Here is a 21,580-nt window from a genome sequence, read left to right on the forward strand (position 1 = left end):
CCTGATCCTGCGCAAGCTGCGGCTTTTTTGCGCTGCGTTTCTGGTAATGCTTTGGCCGATGTGGCGTATGGCGACTGTCACGGCTTGAGACAATTATTGGGAAATGGGATTGTTCAGGGCGGACTAAATAAGTCGTGTTCAGATAGTAATCAGTTCGATGGCCGGGCCTGTCGGCAAAAATTGTTTGTTGCGAACCGAACGGCCATCTTTACGCGTAATTTTGCATGCAGGCGATTTTTCGCACGGAGCAAAGCTGTTTTTTTTCGGAGACTTTCACCGTGCGCCCGTGATCGGCAACCCTGCCGCCTGCCGCAGAATCAATAATCTCAGCGCAATAATTTTTCGATATCCGCAGCCAGCGATTCAGGCTTGGTTTGCGGAGCAAAACGCGCGGCCACGCTACCATCCCGGGCGACCAGGAACTTGGTGAAATTCCATTTGATACCTTCGCTGCCGAGCAAACCCGGTGCCGCACTTTTCAGAAATTGATAGAGCGGCGCGGCGTGCTGGCCGTTGACTTCGATTTTCTCGAACAGTGGGAAAGTGACACCGTAGTTCTTTTCGCAAAAAGCCCCGATTTCATCCGCGCTCCCCGGTTCCTGAGCGCCAAACTGGTTGCACGGAAAACCCAATACTGCAAGGCCTTGGTCGCGATACTTCTGGTAAATTTCTTCCAATCCTTTGCACTGCGGCGTGAAGCCGCAATTGCTGGCGGTGTTGACGATCAGCAGCACCTTGCCGCGAAATGCTGCGAGCGATTCAGGTGTGCCGTCCAGTTGATTGACGGTGAAGTCATAGATGCTGCCAGTGTGGTTGGTACTCATACGATCCCCAGATGTTCGGTGCCGGCAGCAAGATCGCGGTCCTTGGCTTCCTTGCTGCGCAGTTTGATGGACAGGCGCAAATCGTTGACCGAGCCGGCGTTGCGCAACGCGTCTTCGTAAGTGATCTTATCTTCTTCGTACAAATCGAACAGCGCCTGGTCGAAAGTCTGCATGCCTATCTCGCGCGATTTCTTCATGATTTCTTTGATCTCATGCACATCGCCTTTGAAAATCAGATCAGAAATCAACGGTGAATTGAGCAGAATCTCGACCGCTGCACAGCGGCCCTTGACGTTTTTCAATGGAATCAAACGTTGCGAGACGATACCTTTCAGATTCAGCGACAAGTCCATCAGCAATTGCGGCCGACGCTCCTCCGGGAAGAAGTTGATGATGCGGTCAAGCGCCTGATTGGCGCTGTTGGCGTGCAGGGTTACCAGACAAAGGTGGCCGGTTTCGGCGAAAGCGATAGCGTAGTCCATGGTTTCGCGGTCGCGGATTTCGCCGATCAGGATCACGTCCGGCGCCTGTCGCAGCGTGTTTTTCAGGGCTACGCTCCAGCTCTCCGTATCGACACCGATTTCGCGCTGTGTGACGATGCAGTTCTTGTGAGGGTGGATATATTCGATCGGATCTTCGATAGTGATGATGTGGCCGTAACTGTTTTCGTTACGGTAGCCGACCATCGCTGCCAGTGTGGTCGATTTGCCGGAACCGGTGGCGCCAACCATGATCACCAGGCCGCGCTTGGTCATTGCCACATCTTTGAGCGTTGTCGGCAAGCCCAGGTCTTCGAATTTAGGGATGTCGGTAGTGATGACCCGCAGTACGAGGCCAACCCGCCCCTGCTGGATGAACGCCGAAGCCCGAAAACGCCCCAATCCGCTCGGGTTGATGGCAAAATTACATTCCTGGGTTTCCTCGAAGTCGGCCGCTTGCTTGTCGCTCATGATGGCGCGCGCCAGTTCCACCGTATGCGCTGCCGTCAGCGGTTGGTTCGACACCGGCGTGATCTTGCCGTCGATCTTGAACGCAGGCGGAAAATCGGCAGTGATGAACAGATCGGAGCCACGCTTGCTGACCATCAGACGCAGCAAGTCGCGCATGAATTTGGTCGCTTGATCTCTTTCCATGACGATCCTATTTCGGTATGTTTAAAAACAATTCTGATCAGCAATTAATCATTAAGCATTAATCGTTAGCGATCAACTCCCAACTACGAACGATTAACGATCGTTTTTATGCTGCCAGCTATCCAGATTACCCGCATTAACCAGGGAAGTTATCTGGCGTCTTGGCGGCGGCACGTGCCGTTGCCATCGAAATGATATTACGTTTGACCAGTTCGGTCAGGTTGCTGTCGAGCGTCTGCATGCCCATGTTACTGCCGGTCTGTATTGCCGAATACATCTGGGCGATTTTGCTCTCCCGGATCAGATTGCGAATCGCCGGCGTGCCCAGCATGATTTCATGGGCGGCGACACGGCTGGAGCCGTCCTTGGTCTTGAGCAGGCTTTGCGAAATCACGGCTTGCAGCGATTCCGACAGCATTGCACGCACCATTTCTTTTTCTTCTGCCGGAAACACGTCGACGATACGGTCGATGGTTTTGGCGGCCGAGGAGGTGTGCAGTGTGCCGAATACCAGGTGGCCGGTTTCGGCGGCAGTCAGCGCCAGTCTGATGGTTTCCAGATCGCACAATTCGCCAACCAGGATCACGTCGGGATCTTCCCGCAAGGCAGAGCGCAGCGCATTGCTGAACGAATGGGTGTGCGGGCCGACTTCACGCTGATTGATCAGGCATTTGTTGGAGTGATGGACAAACTCGATCGGATCTTCGATGGTCAGGATGTGCGCATATTCGTTTTCATTGACGTGGTTCACCATCGCCGCCAGCGTGGTCGATTTGCCGGAACCGGTCGGGCCGGTTACCGGCGCCAGGCCGCGCGGCTTCAGCGACAGTTCGGCAAAGATGCGCGGAGTATTTAATTGTTCCAGCGTCAGCACGGTTGAAGGAATGGTCCGCAGCACTGCTGCGGCACCGTGATCCTGGTTGAAAGCGTTGACACGGAAGCGCGCCAGCCCAGGGATCTAGAACGAGAAATCGACTTCCAGATGCTCCTCGTAAGCCTTGCGTTGACCATCGTTCATGATGTCATAGATCATCGCATGGACTTCCTGATGGGTAAGCGCCGGCAGGTTGATGCGGCGCACATCTCCATGAACCCGGATCATCGGCGGCAAGCCTGCGGATAAATGCAAATCGGATGCCTTATTCTTTACCGAAAATGCCAGAAGTTCGGAAATGTTCATTTATAATCCTCGTGCTATGTATTGTGTTAAACGATATTGCCGGATGCCCGTTGCCCGATTTAGAGCGTGCTTTTGACGATTTGCCGAGGGCAAAATTCAGATAAAGCCGCTCTATATCGAGCGCGGTCGCAGGTTCCAGAAATTTCTTTGCGGTAATTTTCCGAAGTCCCTGATTATGTCCTTAATTTCGCAGAAGTTGCAAGCCGTCCAAACCAGTATTCAGGCTGCAGCCGGCGCGGTGTCGCGCCATCCTGACAGCGTGGCGTTACTGGCGGTATCCAAGACTTTTGGTGCTGATGAGGTCATGCAGGCGGTAGCTGCCGGCCAGCGCACCTTCGGCGAAAACTATTTGCAGGAGGCCCTCGACAAAATCGCTGCGGTTGACACAGCGCTGGCCGCCGCCCAGTATGCAGGCGTATTGCTGGAATGGCATTTTATAGGGCCGATTCAGAGCAACAAGACCAGGCCGATCGCCGAACATTTCCACTGGGCGCACACGGTTGATCGCGAAAAAATTGCCCAGCGCCTGTCCATGCAACGGCCTCCCCACCTGCCGCCGCTCAACATCTGCCTGCAAGTCAATATCAGCGGCGAGGCCAGTAAAAGCGGGGTCGCACCGTCCGCCGTGCTGGACACCGCGCGGGCCGTTGTCGGATTGCCGCACTTGGCATTACGCGGTCTGATGGTGATTCCAGAGCCGACCGAGGATGAACAGAAACAGCGGGCAGCGTTTCGCCAGACGCGCGAGTTGTTGCAGCAATTACAATCGGCCTTGTCGGACCATGCGGCGCAGTTGGATACCTTATCGATGGGCATGTCGGCTGATATGGCGGCAGCGATTGCCGAGGGCGCGACCATTGTCCGGGTCGGCAGCGCTATTTTCGGACACCGCGTCAAGCCGGAATGACAGACCGTACGCACAATCACAGGGAAATCATGAACAACCAGCTCAATATCAGTTTCATCGGCGGTGGCAATATGGCTGCGGTTTTGATCAGCGGCCTGGCCGGCAAGGTCACCGAGGCAGCCAATCTGCACGTGGTCGATCTAAATCCGGACGCGTTGCAAAATCTGCAGCAACGCTTTGGCGTGAGCAGCGCCAGCGAGATCGACGCCGCGATCGGCCGCAGTGAAGTGATTGTGCTGGCGGTCAAGCCGCAGCAGATGAAGGAAGTTGTCGCCAAATTGCGGCCGCATGTGACGAACCAATTAGTGCTGTCGATCGCTGCAGGCATCCGTGCGACCGATCTGGCGCGCTGGCTTGGTGGCTACAGCGCTATCGTACGATGCATGCCGAATACGCCGGCATTAATCGGCCAGGGCATCACCGGTATGTTTGCCAGCGCCGGCGTGTCGGCGCGGCAGCGCGAGACCGCCGATGTCATTTTGCGCGCAGTAGGCAGTACCGCGTGGCTCGACGACGAGAGCAAGATCGATGCGGTCACTGCGCTATCGGGTAGCGGCCCGGCCTATGTGTTTTATTTCATCGAGGCCATGCAACAGGCGGCGCAAGAACTCGGATTGACGCCGCAGCAGGGCATCGAGTTGGCCAAGGCCACCTTCGTCGGTGCCGCGCAACTGGCAAGCCAGTCGGCGGAACCGGTTTCCTTGCTGCGCGAACGCGTAACGTCAAAGGGCGGCACTACCTATGCGGCGCTGAGCAGCATGGAAGCTAGCGGCGTGAAGGCATCGATTATTGATGCCATCAAGGCTGCGGCAGAGCGCGGACGGCAATTGGGCGATGAGTTTGGCTGCGATTAGCGCCGACATTTAGCGTCGACATTCGGGCCGTGGCCGCGGTATGCAGTTGCAAACATAAGTGACAATAAAAACAGCGGCAATCGCATCGCGAATGCCGCTGTTTTGTTATGTGTCTCAGAGGGGCGCCAGCGGCTAAGCGCTGATGTAAATGTTACTTGCTGCGGCCGATCACCAGGCCCGCCAGTAAGCCGATGGCGGCGGCGATACCGACTGCCTTCCAAGGATTGTCGCCAACATAGTCGTCGGTGACATGGGCAGCATGCTTGGTATGCTCCACGGCTTTCTTGGTGGCTTTCGGCAGTTCTGTCTTGGCGGTATCCAATGCAGCTCTCAGTTTGGCGCGCACCGAATTGTATTTTTTTTCCGCCTGGTCCTGGGTATCGTCGAGCAGCGTTTCCACTTCTTTGATGACTGATTTCAGTTCGCCAGCTAAATTGTCGCGCATCTCTTTTACATTGTCGGTAGTAGTCATAGGTACCTCTTCAAAGTGGTTTTCGGGGGTGGTGGTGTGTTGCTTAATGTATCATAAAAATGATGTTGAATTATCATCGTAACGCATAATCCAGCGCAATTCCGCCGAACATCGCGGCACCGAGCCAGTTGTTGTGGCGAAAGGCGGCAAAGCAGCCAGCTCGATCGCGGGTACGGATCAATCGGTAGTGATACAGCGCACAGCATAGCGCCACCAGCATGCCCGCACCGAACCAGCCGCGCAGGCCGAGCTGCCATCCTACAGCAAATACCAATCCCAAACTTAACAGATAACAAAGCATGACTGCCAACACATCATAGCGGCCGAACGTAATTGCCGAAGTCTGAATACCGATCTTCAAGTCGTCGTCGCGGTCTACCATTGCGTATTCAGTATCGTAGGCGATGGCCCAAAATACATTAGCCAGCAGCAGCAGCCACGCCGCCGGTGGCACCGTTGCCAGTACCGCGGCAAAGCCCATCGGGATGCCGAATCCGAAGGCGATACCCAGATAAGCTTGCGGGATGGCGAAGAAGCGCTTGAAGTAAGGATAGCTGCCGGCGACGATCACCGCAATCACCGACAACTGTTTGGTCAACGCATTTAGCGGCAAGATAAGCAGGAAAGACAGCACTGTCAGCACCAGCGCCACAGCAATCGCTTCCCAGGCAGCGATCCTGCCGCTGGTTAGTGGCCGTTCGGCAGTGCGTTTAACATGCTTGTCGAAATCGCGGTCGGCGAAATCGTTGATTGCACAGCCGGCCGAGCGCATCAGTGCCGTGCCGATGCAGAAAATTGCCACCAGTGTCCAGTAGGGCTTGCCGTCCGCTGCCAGCCATAGTGCAGCCAGTGTTGGCCAGAGCAGCAGCAGGATGCCGATCGGCTTGTCCATACGGATCAGATGAAAATAGAGTTTGAGGCGCTTCATGCTGTTTTGACGAAGAAAGAACAGAGATAAATAAAAAAAGCGGCAACCGGTAAAAAGCGGCAATCGGTAAAAAACGACGGTAGTTGCTTCGGGCGTGAGCCGGAGGTCGATCTGTGCTGGCTTTGATGGAAAGACGGCAGGCGTTGCCGCCTGCCGTGAATTGAGCGCTGCGCTAGCTGCTGGTCTATTTTAGCCTTCGATGACTTTGGCGTCATGCAGTAAGGTGACGCCTCTGAGGCCACAAGCCAGAACTGCTTTTTGCACCGCTTCGATCGCAGCATGACGGGTAAAACTCTTACGCCAGGCGATGACAACGCGACGCGACGGTCCCGGTTCGGTAAACGGCACATAGCGCAACATACCGTCTTTAGCGTCCAGATCGGGTACCGATGCTTGCGGCAGCACAGTAATACCGATGCCCGATGCCACCATATGGCGGATAGTTTCCAGCGACGAGCCTTCAAAGGTGCGAGCGATGCCGTCGCCCGCGGTCGAGTAGCGTGACATTTCGGGACACACTTCCAGCACTTGATCACGGAAACAATGGCCGTTGCCGAGCAACAGCATGGTTTCCGATTTCAGATCTTCGGCGCTGATGCTATCGCGATTGGCCCAGGCATGATGCTTGGGTAGCGCCACCACGAACGGTTCATCGTACAGCGGCTGCACCATCAGTCCATGCTCAGGGAACGGCAGGGCGATAATGGCGGCATCCAGTTCGCCCTGGCGCAGCAACTCTAGCAGGCGCACGGTGAAATTCTCTTGCAGCACCAGCGGCATTTGCGGTACTTGCCCAATCATGGTCTTGACCAGCGGCGGCAGCAGGTAAGGACCGACCGTGTAGATGATGCCGAGCCGCAGCGGGCCCGCCAGCGGATCCTTGTTTTGGTTGGCGATTTCGCGGATGGTGGCGGTTTGCTCCAGCACCCGTTCGGCTTGCGCGACGATCTGCGCGCCCAGCGGCGTCACTGAGATTTCCGTGCCGCCGCGTTCAAATATGACGACGCCAAGTTCGTCTTCCAGTTTCTTGATCGCCACCGACAGCGTCGGTTGCGCCACGAAACATGCTTCGGCCGCGTGGCCGAAATGTTTGACGCGGGCAACCGCGACGATGTATTTAAGTCCGGTTAGAGTCATGTTGTTATCTTCTCATAATTTTTAATGAGCATGGTATACCCGTGTTTCATTGACGCTTTTGCCATATCCGGCAACCTTCCAAGGCGTCGTCTTCGCGCTAGAACTGAAAGCCCTTTTGCGGCAATGCGCCGGGTTAGAAAAGCCCGCCAGCCGCGGGCAGGTGCCTGCATCTTGTGCCGTATGCGTCACACCTTCAAAAATTCTTCTTTGCCACCCAGCCAGCGCGCCAGATGGGCGTTGACCGTGGCGATATTTTCAGGCGTCGGCGCTTGCAGCAGAGTCTGCGCCAGGTCGCGTGCACGGTCGACCAGCCACTGGTCGGTCGTCAAATCGGCAAAGCGCAGCATGGCTTGACCCGACTGGCGCGCGCCCAGAAATTCGCCGGGGCCGCGGATGTCCAGATCGCGCCGGGCGATTTCAAAACCGTCCGTAGTCTCGCGCATGGTCATTAGTCGCTGCTTGGCGATCCGGCCCAACGGGCTTTGATACAGCAGCAAGCATACGCTGGCCGCCGAGCCGCGTCCAACCCGTCCGCGTAACTGGTGTAATTGCGACAGGCCAAAACGTTCCGCGTGCTCGATCACCATCAGTGAGGCGTTCGGCACATCGACGCCAACTTCAATCACGGTGGTGGCTACCAGCACGTGACATGCGCCGGCGCTGAACGCATCCATCACCTGCTGTTTCTCGGCTGGCTTGAGACGGCCGTGGACCAGGCCGATGCGCAGGTCGGGCAGCGCTTCTGCCAGCGTTGCGTAGGTTTCGGTTGCGGTCTGCAACTGCAGCGCCTCCGATTCCTCGATCAACGGACAGACCCAATAGGCCTGGCGTCCATCCTGCACCGCGGCATGAACCCGGGCGATCACTTCGTCGCGCCGGTTCTGGTCGACCGCGCGCGTGACGATCGGCGTGCGGCCTGGCGGTAATTCGTCGATCACTGAAATTTCCAGGTCGGCGTAGTAGGTCATCGCCAGCGTACGTGGGATCGGCGTGGCGCTCATCATCAGTTGATGCGGGACCACTGCCGCTGCGTTTATCTCTTGCGGCGAGGCATCGCTGCCGCCGCTCTCGGAAATAGTCTTGTTGCGCAGCGCCAGCCGCTGGCCGACGCCGAAGCGATGCTGTTCGTCGACAATCACCAATCCGAGTTTGGCGAACTGTACCGTATCCTGGATCAACGCATGGGTGCCGATCATCAGTTGTGCTTCACCGGATTCGATCTGCTCCAGCGCCGCCAGTTTTTCTTTCTTTTTCAGGTTACCGGTGAGCCAGGCAACGCTGACGCCGAGCGGTTCCATCCATGCCGCGATCTTGCGGAAATGCTGTTCGGCCAGGATTTCGGTTGGCGCCATCAGTGCCGCCTGATAGCCGCTATCGATCGCTTGCGCGGCGGCCAGTGCGGCGACCACGGTCTTGCCGCTGCCGACGTCGCCTTGCAGCAGGCGCTGCATCGGGAACGAGGCGTGCAGATCGACACGGATCTCCGCGACGACGCGTTGCTGTGCCTTGGTCAGTTTGAACGGCAGCGCCGCCAGGAATGCTGACGACAATTGTCCGACAACCGGCAGCGCCCGGGCATTCTTGGCTCGGCGCGCGACCTGGGCGCGCTTCAATGACAATTGCTGCGCCAGCAATTCGTCGAATTTCATGCGCACCCAGGCCGGATGCGAGCGACCTTCCAGCGCATGTTCGTCGACTTCCGGCGGCGGATTGTGCAGCAGGCGCACCGCTGTCTCGAACGGCATCAATTGCGCATCGGCGAGTTGTGCCGGCGACAAGGTGTCGCGCCATTCGATATGTTGCATGGCATCGGCAATCGCCTTGCGCAGGAAAACCTGCGACAGGCCCTCGCCTGAAGGGTAGACCGGCGTCAGGACGTCGGGCAACGGCGCGCCTTCCAGCACCACCTTATAATTGGGATGGACCACTTCGGCGCCGAAAAAACCGTGACGGATTTCGCCGCGTGCGCGCACCCGCGTGCCTGGCGCCAACTGCTTGGTCTGGCTGCCATAGAAATTCAGGAAGCGCATGACTAGCTGGCCGCTATCGTCGGCAATCGTCACCACCAGTTGCCGCCGAGGCCGGTACTGGATGTCGCAACTGGTGACGATGCCTTCGACTTGCGCTACGCTGGCGCCCATCATGCCGGCGCGCTGTACGCTGACGATTTCCGTTTCATCCTCATAGCGCATTGGCAAGTGCAGTACCAGATCCATGTCCGAGCGCAGCCCGAGTTTTTCCAGTTTGCTGGCGCGGGTATTGGCGGCTGGTGCGGAAGTTGCAGCAGCGGGTTTGGCGGCGGTTTTTCGCTTCGGAGCAGACATATCGGGCCGTTAGTGGTCGGCTGGGCGTAAAATAGAGGGTTTGCTCATCAAAAGCATCGAGTGCGATCATCCTGCGTTGTGCGGATTTCAGCGCTTGCCATTGTAAAGCCTATGGCCGGATTGGCAACCCGGCATACGGTTTTCTATGGAACACACTGACTATTATTCGTTATTTCATTATTTATTCGAGCATGCATTCTCTTTCCGATTACGATTTCGACCTGCCGCCAGAACTGATCGCGCAGACGCCGCTGTCCGAGCGCAGTGCCTCGCGCCTGCTGCGCGTCGATGGCGATCAATTAACAGATCGGCAATTTACTGATATTGTCGAGTTGCTCAATGCCGGCGATTTACTGGTCTTTAACGACACCCGCGTGCTCAAGGCGCGCTTCTTTGGCGTCAAGGAAACCGGCGGCAAGGTTGAAGTGCTGGTCGAGCGGGTGGTTGACAACCGTACCGTGCATGCGCAGGTGCGCGCCTCAAAGTCGCCGCCGGCAGGCACTCACATCTGGCTTGCCGATGCATTCGACGTGGTGGTGGGTGAGCGTGCCGGCGAATTTTATACGCTGCAATTCCCGGCCGATGTGTTCGAGCTGATCGAGGCGCACGGTCGCTTGCCGCTGCCGCCATATATTGAGCACGATGCCGATGCCTTCGACGAAACCCGTTATCAAACGGTGTATGCCAGGCACGCCGGCGCAGTCGCTGCGCCAACTGCCGGCTTACACTTCGATCAGGCACTGCTGGAGCGTCTGCGTCTGAAGGGCGTAGGCTTTGCCTACGTCACGCTGCATGTCGGCGCCGGTACTTTCCAGCCGGTGCGCAGCGAAAATCTGGCAGAACACAAGATGCACAGCGAGTGGTACACCATTGCCCAGGAAACCGTCGATGCGGTGCAAGCCACCAAGGCGGCTGGCGGCAAAGTGGTGGCGGTCGGCACCACCAGTTTGCGGGCGCTGGAATCGGCGTCGCAATCGGGTGCTTTGCAGGCGGGTAGCGCCGATACCGCGTTGTTCATCACGCCCGGCTATGCATTCCAGACCGTAGACCGGCTGGTCACCAATTTCCACTTGCCGAAATCGACCTTGCTGATGTTGGTCTCGGCGTTCGTCGGCTATGAGCGCATTCGCGCCACCTATGCGCACGCCATCGCGCAGCGCTATCGCTTCTTTAGCTACGGCGATGCGATGCTGCTTACTTATAACGTTTGATCCTGATTATTGAAGATTGCCACCGCCCATGCTTGAATTTACGCTGCTGAAAACCGAAGGAAAGGCCCGTCGCGGCCGTCTGAAACTGAACCACGGCTATGTCGAAACGCCGATCTTTATGCCGGTTGGTACTTACGGTTCAGTGAAGGCGATGTCGCCACTGGAGCTAGTCGAGATTGAAGCCCAGATCATCCTCGGCAACACCTTCCACCTGTGGCTGCGGCCGGGCATGGATGTGATCGAGAAATTCGGCGGCCTGCACAAGTTCATGGGCTGGGACCGCCCGATCCTGACCGATTCCGGCGGCTTCCAGGTATTTTCACTGGGCGCGATGCGCAAAATCACAGAGGAGGGCGTCAAGTTCGCTTCGCCGATCAATGGCGATAAGCTTTTTCTCTCGCCCGAGGTCTCGATGCAGATCCAGAAGGCCCTCAATTCCGACATCGTGATGCAGTTTGACGAATGTACCCCGTATGAGATCGATGGCCGTCCAGCCACCAGTGAGGAAGCCGCAAAGTCGATGCGCATGTCGCTGCGCTGGGCCAAGCGCTCGAAGAACGAATTCGATCAGCTGGAAAACCCCAACGCACTATTCGGCATCGTCCAGGGCGGCATGTACGAGAATCTGCGGGATGAATCGCTGGTCGAGCTGCAAGAGCTCGATTTTCACGGCATGGCCATCGGCGGCTTGTCGGTCGGCGAGCCGAAGGAAGAAATGTTGCGTGTGCTGCAACATATCGGTCCGCGTCTGCCGGCTGAAAAACCGCATTATCTGATGGGCGTCGGCACGCCGGAGGATCTGGTGGCGGGCGTCGAGAACGGCATCGACATGTTCGATTGCGTGATGCCGACCCGCAATGCACGAAATGGCTGGCTGTTCACCCGTTTTGGCGATCTCAAGATCAAGAATGCCCGTTATAAAGAAGATACGCAGCCGCTCGATGAAACCTGCGGCTGCTACGCCTGTCGTCATTTTTCGCGCGCCTACTTGCATCATTTGCATCGTACCGGCGAAATACTCGGCGCAAGGTTAAATACGATTCATAATCTGCATTACTACCTGGACCTGATGAAAAATATCCGGGCGGCGCTGGATGCCGGCCAATTCACTGCATTTGTGGCGCAGTTCCATGCGGAGCGCGCGCGGGGGGTCTAGTTTGTCGGTTTATGTCGGCTTACCCGTGTTTAACTCTGGTTCTATCTGTTCATCGATCTTTATTCGTTTGAATCAGCGCAAGAATGTATATTATCGCAACCATTCCAGAGCAAGCCGATCTACGCCAGCGGGTTTGGTGCACGGCAACATAGTATTTGCTGCCGCGTACAGGCCTGTTTTCCCGGCAATAAATGCGGCGGGTGATTGAGCGGGCGGTTGTATGCCGCTACCCAATGCTAGAATGCTGGGCTATTTTCAAACTACTACCTGGAGCAACTCGTGTTCATTACTTCCAATGCATATGCGCAAGCTGCGCCTGCTGCTACTGCGGCAACCGGCCCGTTCGGCCTGAGCGGCAACCTGACCAGCTTTTTGCCGATCATCCTGATGTTCGTGGTGCTGTATTTCCTGATGATTCGTCCGCAAATGAAGCGCCAGAAAGAGCAAAAAGCCATGATGGACGCGCTCGGCAAGGGCGATGAAGTCGTCACAGTCGGCGGCATGCTGGGCAAGATTACCAAAGTAGCCGACGGCTACATCGCGCTGGAAATCGCCAACGGCACTGAAGTTTTGGTGCAAAAGGGTGCGGTTACCACGCTGTTGCCAAAGGGTACGATCAAAACGGTGCTGTAGGCGCGCTGTTTGACGGAACGAGAGCATCCGCTTTGGATGCTCTCTTCAAATGTACCTGCCCGGTACCCACAAGAGCCCCGTAGCGCTGCGCGCCCTGGGTTTCGGCAGCATCAATACTGCAAGCAAGAGACTCACTTGATATCGAGACTCACACAGAACGAACGCTGAATCAATATGAATCGCTATCCTATTTGGAAATATATTCTGATCGTCATCGCGCTGTTATTTGGCGTGCTCTACACCATACCGAACTTCTTTGGCGAATCGCCTGCGGTACAGGTGAGCAGCGGCAAATCGACGCTGAAGATCGACAGCTCACTGGCTGAGCGTGTCTCGCAAATTCTGCAGCAAGGCAATTTGGCGGCAGACGGCGTCGCGTTTGAAAATACTGGCCCCCAAGGCACGGTGCGCGCCCGTTTCCACGATACCGACACGCAATTCAAGGCCAAAGCTCTGCTAGAGCAAAACCTGAATAACGACCCGACCGATCCGACTTACGTGGTCGCCTTCAACCTGATGCCGAACACGCCGCAATGGCTGCAAAGCCTGCACGCGTTCCCGATGTATCTGGGGCTGGATTTGCGCGGTGGCGTGCACTTCCTGATGCAGGTCGATACCAAGGCGGTCATCAACAAGCGGCTGCAAGGCATACAAGCCAGCGCCCGCAGTGCGTTGCGCGACAAGGATATCCGTTATAGCGGCCTCAGCCGTAACGGCGATGCGATTGAAATCAGTTTCCGCGATCAAGACACTCTGAACAAGGCGCGCGACTTGCTGACGCCGCAATTGTCCGAGATGCTGATTCAGGTTGCGCCGGCGGTGGCTGGCAGCGATCCGGCGCTGGTGGCAGCGCTGAAGCCGGAGGCGCTCAAGCAGATCGTCGATAACGGCGTCACGCAAAATATCACCACGCTGTCGAAGCGGGTCAATGAACTGGGTGTTGCCGAACCGATCATCCAGCGTCAGGGCGTCGATCGTATCGTGGTGCAGTTGCCTGGTGTGCAGGATGTCTCGCGCGCCAAGGACATCATCGGCCGCACCGCCACGCTGGAAGTGCGGATGGTAGATGAGTCCGTAACGCGCGGCACCGAAGCCACAGCAGCGGTACCGTTCGGCTCCGAACTGTTCAAGGTCGGCAAGAATGCACCGGTAGTGCTGTACAAGGATCCGGTCCTGACCGGCGATTACATCTCCAACGCCGCCGTCAGCTTTGACCAGAACCAGCAGCCGGCGGTCAGTATTGACCTCAACGGCGACGGCGGGCGCAAGATGCGCGACGCTACCCGCGGCAAGGTCGGCAAGGCCATGGCGATCGTACTGTTTGAAAAAGGCAAGGGCGAAGTCCTGACGGTGGCGACCATTCAGAGCGAGTTGGGCTCGCGCTTCCAGATTACCGGCATGGGTTCGCCAGAAGCGGCAGCCGATCTGTCGCTGCTGTTGCGTGCAGGCTCGCTGGCGGCACCGATGGAAATCATCGAAGAACGCACTATCGGCCCGCAACTGGGTGCCGAAAACATCAAGAAGGGCTTCGATTCGACCATGTACGGCTTTGCCGTCATCGCCGTATTCATGATCGTGTACTACATGCTGTTCGGCTTGTTCAGCGTGCTGGCTTTGTCGGTCAACCTGTTGCTGTTGATCGCCGTGCTGTCGACCTTGCAAGCGACGCTGACTTTGCCCGGTATCGCCGCGATTGCGCTGACCCTGGGTATTGCTATCGATGCCAACGTGCTGGTCAACGAGCGCATCCGCGAGGAGCTGCGTAACGGTAATTCCCCGCAAGCCGCGATTGCCGTCGGTTTCGACCGCGCCTGGGCCACCATCCTGGACTCCAACGTGACGACGCTGATTGCCGGTCTGGCACTGCTGATTTTCGGTTCCGGCGCGATCCGCGGTTTCGCCGTGGTGCACTGTCTCGGTATCCTGACCTCGATTTTCTCGGCGGTCTTCGTGTCGCGCGGTTTCGCTAATTTGTGGTACGGCCGCAAGAAGAAATTGACCAGCTTGTCGATTGGTCAAATCTGGAAACCGAACGCTTGAATCGAGTACAAATCGTCATCCCCGCGCGGGGATGACGCGACAGAAGTTATTTGCGGTCGTCTTCAATAGCGGCCAAAGTGAACTAAAAGGAATGTGATGGAACTTTTCCGCATCAAAAAAGATATTCCGTTCATGCGCCATGCATTGATTTTCAATGTGATTTCGGCGCTGACGTTCGTAGCTGCAGTGTTCTTTCTGTTCTCGAAAGGCCTGCATCTGTCGATTGAATTTACCGGCGGTACGGTAATCGAGGTCGCCTACAGCAAGCCGGCGAATATCGAGGGCATTCGCAAGACTGTCGAAGGCCTTGGCTATACCGACAATCAGGTAACCAATTTCGGCACCGCGCAGGATGTGATGATTCGCCTGCCTGCTCAAAAGGGTGTGAATTCCGGTCAGCAAAGTGCGACCGTGCTGGCATCGTTGAAGCAGCAGGATGCAGATGTCGAGCTCAAACGCACCGAATTCGTCGGGCCTCAGGTGGGCGATGAACTGGCGCACGACGGCTTGATGGCGTTATTGTTCGTGGTGATCGGCATCATGATCTACCTGGCTATTCGCTTCGAATGGAAGTATGCCGTAGCGGCGATCATCGCCAACTTGCATGACGTCATCATCATCCTGGGCTTCTTTGCATTCTTCCAATGGGAATTCTCGCTGACCGTGCTGGCGGCGATCCTCGCGGTGCTGGGTTATTCCGTGAATGAATCGGTGGTGGTGTTCGACCGCGTTCGCGAAACCTTCCGCGATCGCCGCTTCGGCAAGCTGGCGGTGGCCGACGTCATGAATCATGCAATCACCAGCACCATCTCACGTACCATCATCACCCACGGCAGTACCGAAATCATGGTGTTGTCGATGTTCGTTTTCGGCGGCCCGGCATTGCATTATTTCGCACTGGCGCTGACCATCGGTATTCTGTTCGGTATCTATTCTTCAGTGTTCGTTGCTGCTGCCGTAGCGATGTGGCTGGGCGTCAAGCGTGAAGACATGATCAAGCCGATCAAGGAAAAAGATGAGACGGATGGCGCGGTAGTCTGACGGGACATCGATAAACCTGCTGCGCGCTAGAATCTCGGCACTGCGATGCTCACCGCACCTGCGTAGCGTAGCGCTGCTCCTGCCGATGTTGCAGCGCTCGCCACGGTTTCTCGCGGCCCGGGCGTCATCTGAATAATAAAAAACCAGCCTTCGGGCTGGTTTTTTATTGCTCGGCAACTTAGCGTGGGCACTGGTGCCCACGCACGCTCCTTGAACCTGTGTTATTTAGATTTTCTTCGCCAATGCCGCTGCCTGTCCGATGTAGTTTGACGGCGTCATCGCCAGCAGGTGCTCTTTGGCTTCTTGCGGGATTTCCAGCTTGAGGATGAACTCGCGCAGCGCCTCCTTGGAGATGCCCTTGCCACGGGTCAGTTCTTTCAATTGCTCGTACGGATTTTCAATGCCGTAGCGGCGCATCACGGTCTGCACCGGTTCTGCCAGCACTTCCCAGGTTGCGTCCAGATCTTCACTGAGGCGCGCCGGATTGACTTCCAGCTTGTTCAAGCCACGCAGGCAGCTGTCGTAAGCCAGGACTGCATAACCGAGGCCGACGCCGATATTGCGCAGCACGGTCGAATCGGTCAGGTCGCGCTGCCAGCGCGACAGCGGCAGTTTTTCCGACATGTGCTTGAGCACGGCGTTGGCCATGCCCAGGTTGCCTTCCGAGTTTTCAAAGTCGATCGGGTTGACCTTGTGCGGCATGGTCGACGAACCGATTTCACCTGCCTTGGTGCGCTGCTTGAAGTAGCCCAGCGAGATGTAGCCCCAGATATCGCGGTTCAAATCCAGCAGGATGGTGTTGCTACGGCTGATTGCATCGAACAGTTCGGCCATGTAGTCGTGCGGCTCGATCTGGATCGTGTGCGGATTGAAGACCAGGCCGAGGCGCTGCTCGATAACGTTCTTGGAGAAAGTTTCCCAGTCGAAGTCTGGGTAAGCCGACAAGTGGGCGTTGTAGTTACCCACTGCACCGTTCATCTTGCCGAGGATGTCGACTGCGGCGATGCGCTTGGTGGCACGTTGCAGGCGCGCTACGACGTTGGCGATTTCCTTGCCGAGCGTTGTCGGGCTGGCCGGCTGGCCGTGAGTACGCGACATCATCGGTAAGTCGGCATTGCTGTGCGCCAGCTCGGTCAGCTTGGCGATTACTTGCTGTAAAGCCGGCAGCAGCACGTTGTCGCGTGCGGCTTTCAGCATCATCCCGTGGGAAGTATTGTTGATGTCTTCCGAGGTGCAGGCGAAGTGAATAAACTCGGACGCTGCGACCAGCTCTGGCACATCCTTGACCTGCTCTTTGAGCCAGTATTCAACTGCTTTCACATCATGGTTGGTGACCGCTTCGATGGCCTTGATGCGTTCCGCATCGGTTTCGCTGAAATCGCTGGCCAGTTTATCGAGCAGAGCAGTGGCGCTGGCCGAGAACGGCTTGATTTCGCTGAAGCCAGCTTGAGACAGGGCTTGCAACCAGGCGATTTCAACCTTGACCCGATGGTGCATGAAACCCGCTTCGGAGAGGATCGGGCGTAGTTTGTCGGTTTTGGCTGCATAGCGGCCATCCAGCGGGGACAGGGCGGAAAGCGTGGAGAGAGACATGATAGTGATGACTATAGAGGTGAGTGAAGATGAGATCGAAGCACCAACAATTTCTAAACTGCAATTGCGCGCCGTCGTTGATTATTCGTAAGAAATAACGGCAATAACAACTGAAGCCGAATTTTACCATTTGGATCGTGGTAAATATGTCGCTTTCCATATCGATGCTGCTGCCGATGAACAAAGTAGCTTACGTCGAATGTTATAATCGGTCATAATTTTTTGCTATAAGTGACATATGAAGCTGATCGGTTCTCTGGGTAGTCCTTTTGTTCGCAAGGTCCGTGTTGTCATGGCGGAGAAGAAGCTTGATTACGACTTTGTGCCGGACGACGTGTGGGCTCCAGACAGCAAGATTCAGGCTTCCAATCCCTTAGGCAAGGTGCCTTGCCTGGTGATGGAAGATGGTGGCGCGATGTTCGACTCGCACGTGATCGTTGAATATCTCGATACCCTGACGCCGGTCGGTAAGCTGATTCCAATCAACAGCCGCGAGCGTTCCGAAGTCAAGTGCTGGGAAGCGTTGGCCGATGGCGTTCTGGAGGCTGGCGTGTTGATTCGTCTGGAAGCGACCCAGCGCCCGCCGGAATTACGCAGCCAGACCTGGATCGCGCGGCAGCAGCGCAAGATCGATGCCGGCCTGAAGGCAATGGCGGCAGGGTTGGCCGAAAAGCCATTTTGCTCCGGCAACCATTATTCGCTGGCCGACGTTGCCGTTGGTTGTGCGTTGGGCTGGCTCAGTTTCCGTTTCCCGGAAATCACCTGGCGCGAAGATTATCCGACGCTGGCAAAGTTGTTCGAGAAATTGTCTGAGCGGCAGTCGTTCAAGGATACCGTTCCGCAATAAACGGTAATCGATTTGTCGAGCCGAATCAGGCGTGACTGTTCTATCCTCGCGGCACTAGTGTGCAAATCCATCACTTTTTAAGTGCGGCCAAAATGTCTTGCACTTTATTGCGTTGTGCTCCGGCACGATGTCGCCTTGCGTGCGCAGCACTGCTTGATAAGTTGTCTACACGCGAAATGCCGCCATGTCGAAGTTGTTTTCGGCGCTGCTGCCCCAACCGTCCACGGAGCCGGACACAATCAGCGGACCTAAGTCTTGCAGGTCGAGGACAAGTGTCTGAGCCCGCAGTGTAAGATCAGTTTTGATTTGGAAGACGTTAGACCCTTGCGGGGCGTGCTGTCATTGATAGTCGTGGTTCAAAGGAAAGTCTTGACTCCTTCATCTCTTTCGTCGAACACATTTCCAATTCGCCGCAACGTACGTCTTGTGCTGTTGAGCGAATGCGACGAACTGTTGCTGATGAAGATTGCACTGCCGGACCGCAGCTTTTGGTGCACGATCGGGGGTGGCATTGAAGCGCAAGAGACGCCGGAGCAAGCAGTGTACCGCGAAGCAAGCGAGGAAATCGGCTTGAACCAGGCGGCGCTAAGCCTAACTCGTTATACACAAGTCTACCAGTCGCGCCGTGGCACTGAAAATCCGTTGACTTTCAATGACTTGCCAGCCCCCTTGTAAGCGGTTGCGAAATCGCGTTTACTCTCGTCCTTTGCGTGGCGTAAATGGCAGGCAAGTCGAGAGCATGGATGGACTCGGAGTTTGAGCAACTTGACTTGGGCGATGCGCGCCTGAACCGGCGAGCGAGGACACTGATGGAAAGTATGGCGGCGACACCGACGGCGAGTGTGCCAAAGGCGTGTCACGGCTGGGGCGAAACGATGGCGGCATATCGTTTCTTTGACAATGCAAGCGTTGAGTGGCGTGCGATCCTGGAGCCGCACTGGCAGCAAACGGAACAGCGGATGGCCGCGCAAAGCGTGGTGCTGTGCCTGCAGGACACGACCGAACTAGACTTCAACGGACAGCAGGCGCGCGGCCTCGGGTCGCTCAGCTATGAGGCGCAGCGAGGCATGTACGTCCACCCGACCTACGCGGTGACGACGGCCAGCGCGGCGGTCCGAAGGAAAGCCTGCGCTGGATCGAAGGCTATGAACGGCTGGCCGAGCTGGCGCCGCGCCTGCCCGCCACGCGCCTTGTGTATGTCGCCGACCGCGAGGCGGACATGTTGCCCCTGATGATGCGGGCGCAGCAGTTGGCGTGCCCGGTCGACTGGCTGGTGCGCGCCGCGCACAACCGCTGTTTGCCCAACAGCGACAAGCTGTGGCCGCACACCACGGAAGGGGCGCCGCTGGGTGAAGTCGAATTCACGCTGGCCGCACGGCCGGGCGCCAAGGCGCGCATCGTGCGCCAGCAACTGTGGGCGCGCCGTGTCGAACTGAACGCGGGCAAGGGCAAGGCGGTGCTTGCCACCTGCATCGTGGCGCGTGAATACGGCGCACCGGCCGGCATCAAGCCGGTCGAGTGGCGCCTGCTGACGAATCGGATCGCCACCAGCGCAGCCGAAGTGGCCGAACTGATCGACTGGTATCGCGCCCGCTGGGAGAGCGAAATGCTGTTCAATGTGCTCAAGAACGGCTGCAAGGTCGAAGCGCTTCAGTTGGGCACGATCGAACGCATCGAGCGTGCCTTGGCCCTGTATCTGGTCGTGGCCTGGCGCATCGCCCATCTGATGCGGATGGGGCGCACCTGCCCCGAGCTGGACGCCAGACTGTTCTTCGACCCCGATGAGATTCAGGCCGCTTACCTGCTCAACAAACAGTTGGCGCCGCCGGCACCCAGACTGAACGAGGTGCTGCGCATGGTGGCCCGTGCCGGCGGGTTCTTGGCCAGAAAAAGCGATGGCGAACCCGGTGCCAAGACAATTTGGGAAGGACTGCGCGATGTCCGAGCCTCGGCTCATACAATTAAAACGCTACGCGAAATGGGGATGCTGTCGAGTTGTGTATAACGAGGTGCGCTAAGCCTTGGACCGACGATCTGGCAAGGTGAGCACCTGCTCGAACGCAACGGGGTGCTTACGTTGCATCAGGAGCAGTTCATTCTGGCCCGCACGCGTCGCCAGCACTTTGGCAGCGGGAACATGACCGAAGAGGAAAAAACGGTCGTCAAAGCGTTCCGCTGGTGGCCGCTATCGGAGTTGAAAAGCAGTTCTGAATTCATCGTCCCTCCCAGCCTTGTGCGTCATCTGGAACCAGTGCTCGCCAATCAAATCCCGTCCCAAATTCTCACTATCGCGCTTGGCGATAATCCTGACGAAGCGCAAGCTGTGACCAGCGCCTGATAGCGGGTTATCGATTCAGGTGTGCATTGAGACTAGAGGTGTTGGGGGGAGTATGTTGTCAGTTTTTGCGCGGACAAGCATCGGCCATGCGCGCGCGTTTTGCTCAGGCCGGCAAAGACTACAACCGCAAATTCTCCAGTTGTATTTGGCTTAGAGCCAATCGAGCTGAGTTTGTTGATTGGCAGCCGCGCTAATTTTTTTTCGGCGCGAAGAAAGTCGACGGCGACTGTCCAAAGGTTTTGCGGAACATCGCAGAAAACGCCGACTGGCTGGCATAGCCCAGTTCAGCGGCGACCTGCGACAGCGGCATGCCGCGCGCAATCATCGGTGCCGCGTGCGCCAGCCTGATCTATTGCCGCCATTGGCCGAAAGTCATGCCCAGGTCGCTTTCGAACAGACGCGCCAGGGTTCTCTCGGAAGCCCCGGCCTGTTGCGCCCAGTCGGCCAGCGTTTGGTTCGAATCGGGCTGTTCGATTAACGCCCGACAGATTGCTTGCAGGCGTTTTTCGGTCGGCAGCGCGATCCGTATCGCCGGCGTTTTGGCTTCAGCCAGTTCGTTCAGGATCAGTTGGCTCAACAGCCTCTCGCGCCGGCTGTCGTGCTCGATTTGCGACAGTGCGGCGATCAGCTCGCGCAGCAGGATCGAGACTTCCAGCACGATGCATTCCCGGCCTTCAAACGGTGCCGCGCCGGTATCGACATATAGCGCCCGCAATTGCGATTTTTCCATGGTGGCGATTTCATGCTCGACCAGCGGCGGAATCCAGATTGCCCTCAGTGGCGGCACAATCCAGGTGCTGTTGCCGGCGCTGACGCGCAGCACGCCTGCCGCAGCATACTTAGTCCGCCCTGAACAATCCCATTTCCCAATAATTGTCTCAAGCCGTGACAGTCGCCATACGCCACATCGGCCAAAGCATTACCAGAAACGCAGCGCAAAAAAGCCGCAGCTTGCGCAGGAT

General features: G+C 57.0%; 20 protein-coding genes and 2 pseudogenes. 12 read left to right on the plus strand and 10 right to left on the minus strand.

Translation table 11 applies throughout. The features are described from left to right. The coding region (locus ACIQ0R_RS03385) for a hypothetical protein (RefSeq protein WP_395823668.1) at positions 1–324 on the plus strand (324 nt) is incomplete at its 5' end. A 2-nt stretch (positions 325–326) separates the two neighbouring features. On the opposite strand, the gene ACIQ0R_RS03390 is transcribed toward ACIQ0R_RS03385, so the two are convergent. From ACIQ0R_RS03390 to ACIQ0R_RS03400, 3 genes and pseudogenes are all read right to left on the minus strand, one after another. Continuing rightward, positions 327–824, minus strand: a complete 498-nt coding sequence (locus ACIQ0R_RS03390) for a glutathione peroxidase (RefSeq protein ID WP_395823670.1) — start codon at positions 822–824, stop codon at positions 327–329. Next, the gene (locus tag ACIQ0R_RS03395) at positions 821–1,957 is read right to left on the minus strand and encodes a PilT/PilU family type 4a pilus ATPase (protein ID WP_395823672.1); all 1,137 of its coding nucleotides are present in this window, start codon (positions 1,955–1,957) and stop codon (positions 821–823) included. Before ACIQ0R_RS03395 ends, ACIQ0R_RS03390 begins: the two co-directional genes overlap by 4 nt. A gap of 136 nt (positions 1,958–2,093) precedes the next feature. Further along, a pseudogene (locus ACIQ0R_RS03400) lies at positions 2,094–3,137 on the minus strand (type IV pilus twitching motility protein PilT). A gap of 175 nt (positions 3,138–3,312) precedes the next feature. Here ACIQ0R_RS03400 and ACIQ0R_RS03405 point away from each other — a divergent pair. Together ACIQ0R_RS03405 and proC are read left to right on the plus strand one after the other, a co-directional pair. Then, the gene (locus ACIQ0R_RS03405; protein WP_395823674.1) at positions 3,313–4,044 is read left to right on the plus strand and encodes a YggS family pyridoxal phosphate-dependent enzyme; all 732 of its coding nucleotides are present in this window, start codon (positions 3,313–3,315) and stop codon (positions 4,042–4,044) included. Positions 4,045–4,073: 29 nt separating this feature from the next. After that, on the plus strand, positions 4,074–4,898 hold the full coding sequence (gene proC / locus ACIQ0R_RS03410) for a pyrroline-5-carboxylate reductase (protein ID WP_395823676.1): 825 nt from the start codon (positions 4,074–4,076) through the stop codon (positions 4,896–4,898). A gap of 151 nt (positions 4,899–5,049) precedes the next feature. On the opposite strand, the gene ACIQ0R_RS03415 is transcribed toward proC, so the two are convergent. From ACIQ0R_RS03415 to recG, 4 genes are all read right to left on the minus strand, one after another. Then, positions 5,050–5,370 carry a YqjD family protein gene (locus ACIQ0R_RS03415; protein ID WP_395823678.1) on the minus strand — a complete coding sequence of 107 codons (321 nt, stop codon included), beginning with the start codon at positions 5,368–5,370 and terminating at the stop codon, positions 5,050–5,052. A 73-nt stretch (positions 5,371–5,443) separates the two neighbouring features. Next, a complete protein-coding gene (gene ubiA / locus ACIQ0R_RS03420) occupies positions 5,444–6,298 on the minus strand; it encodes a 4-hydroxybenzoate octaprenyltransferase (RefSeq protein ID WP_395823680.1) in 855 nt (284 codons plus the stop codon). A gap of 189 nt (positions 6,299–6,487) precedes the next feature. Next, positions 6,488–7,435, minus strand: a complete 948-nt coding sequence (locus ACIQ0R_RS03425) for a LysR substrate-binding domain-containing protein (RefSeq protein WP_395823682.1) — start codon at positions 7,433–7,435, stop codon at positions 6,488–6,490. 185 nt (positions 7,436–7,620) lie between these two features. Next, positions 7,621–9,759 carry an ATP-dependent DNA helicase RecG gene (gene recG, locus ACIQ0R_RS03430; RefSeq protein ID WP_395823684.1) on the minus strand — a complete coding sequence of 713 codons (2,139 nt, stop codon included), beginning with the start codon at positions 9,757–9,759 and terminating at the stop codon, positions 7,621–7,623. A gap of 191 nt (positions 9,760–9,950) precedes the next feature. Between recG and queA the strand changes: the two genes are divergently transcribed. The 5 genes from queA (at position 9,951) to secF (ending at position 15,840) form a co-directional block, all read left to right on the plus strand. Beyond that, positions 9,951–10,970 (plus strand): tRNA preQ1(34) S-adenosylmethionine ribosyltransferase-isomerase QueA, encoded by a 1,020-nt coding sequence (queA, locus tag ACIQ0R_RS03435; RefSeq protein ID WP_395823686.1) that lies wholly within the window; start codon positions 9,951–9,953, stop codon positions 10,968–10,970. Between the two features lie 28 nt (positions 10,971–10,998). Beyond that, a complete protein-coding gene (gene tgt, locus ACIQ0R_RS03440) occupies positions 10,999–12,126 on the plus strand; it encodes a tRNA guanosine(34) transglycosylase Tgt (protein WP_395823688.1) in 1,128 nt (375 codons plus the stop codon). A 279-nt stretch (positions 12,127–12,405) separates the two neighbouring features. Further along, positions 12,406–12,759, plus strand: coding sequence for a preprotein translocase subunit YajC (gene yajC / locus ACIQ0R_RS03445; RefSeq protein ID WP_395823690.1), 354 nt, complete (start codon positions 12,406–12,408; stop codon positions 12,757–12,759). A gap of 174 nt (positions 12,760–12,933) precedes the next feature. After that, entirely contained in the window at positions 12,934–14,799 is a 1,866-nt protein-coding gene (gene secD, locus ACIQ0R_RS03450) for a protein translocase subunit SecD (RefSeq protein ID WP_395823692.1), read from the plus strand. Between the two features lie 96 nt (positions 14,800–14,895). Continuing rightward, positions 14,896–15,840, plus strand: coding sequence for a protein translocase subunit SecF (gene secF / locus ACIQ0R_RS03455; protein WP_395823694.1), 945 nt, complete (start codon positions 14,896–14,898; stop codon positions 15,838–15,840). Between the two features lie 225 nt (positions 15,841–16,065). On the opposite strand, the gene purB is transcribed toward secF, so the two are convergent. Continuing rightward, complete coding sequence (purB, locus tag ACIQ0R_RS03460; RefSeq protein ID WP_395823696.1) at positions 16,066–17,433, minus strand: adenylosuccinate lyase; 1,368 nt, start codon at positions 17,431–17,433, stop codon at positions 16,066–16,068. A gap of 238 nt (positions 17,434–17,671) precedes the next feature. Here purB and ACIQ0R_RS03465 point away from each other — a divergent pair, with 238 nt between their 5' ends. The 4 genes and pseudogenes from ACIQ0R_RS03465 (at position 17,672) to ACIQ0R_RS03480 (ending at position 20,618) form a co-directional block, all read left to right on the plus strand. After that, positions 17,672–18,280 carry a glutathione S-transferase N-terminal domain-containing protein gene (locus tag ACIQ0R_RS03465; RefSeq protein WP_395823698.1) on the plus strand — a complete coding sequence of 203 codons (609 nt, stop codon included), beginning with the start codon at positions 17,672–17,674 and terminating at the stop codon, positions 18,278–18,280. A gap of 369 nt (positions 18,281–18,649) precedes the next feature. Further along, the gene (locus ACIQ0R_RS03470) at positions 18,650–18,955 is read left to right on the plus strand and encodes an NUDIX domain-containing protein (RefSeq protein WP_395823700.1); all 306 of its coding nucleotides are present in this window, start codon (positions 18,650–18,652) and stop codon (positions 18,953–18,955) included. Between the two features lie 68 nt (positions 18,956–19,023). Next, positions 19,024–20,285 (plus strand): annotated as a pseudogene (locus ACIQ0R_RS03475) (IS4 family transposase). A gap of 63 nt (positions 20,286–20,348) precedes the next feature. Then, positions 20,349–20,618, plus strand: coding sequence for a hypothetical protein (locus tag ACIQ0R_RS03480; RefSeq protein WP_395823702.1), 270 nt, complete (start codon positions 20,349–20,351; stop codon positions 20,616–20,618). 190 nt (positions 20,619–20,808) lie between these two features. Here the strand turns inward: ACIQ0R_RS03480 and ACIQ0R_RS03485 are convergent, their stop codons facing one another. Beyond that, positions 20,809–20,967, minus strand: coding sequence for a helix-turn-helix domain-containing protein (locus tag ACIQ0R_RS03485; protein WP_395823704.1), 159 nt, complete (start codon positions 20,965–20,967; stop codon positions 20,809–20,811). Next, positions 20,968–21,510 carry an AraC family transcriptional regulator gene (locus ACIQ0R_RS03490; RefSeq protein ID WP_395823706.1) on the minus strand — a complete coding sequence of 181 codons (543 nt, stop codon included), beginning with the start codon at positions 21,508–21,510 and terminating at the stop codon, positions 20,968–20,970. Between the last annotated feature and the right edge of the window lie 70 nt (positions 21,511–21,580).

Source organism: Collimonas sp., assembly GCF_044339385.1.
GTDB lineage: Bacteria > Pseudomonadota > Gammaproteobacteria > Burkholderiales > Burkholderiaceae_D > Collimonas.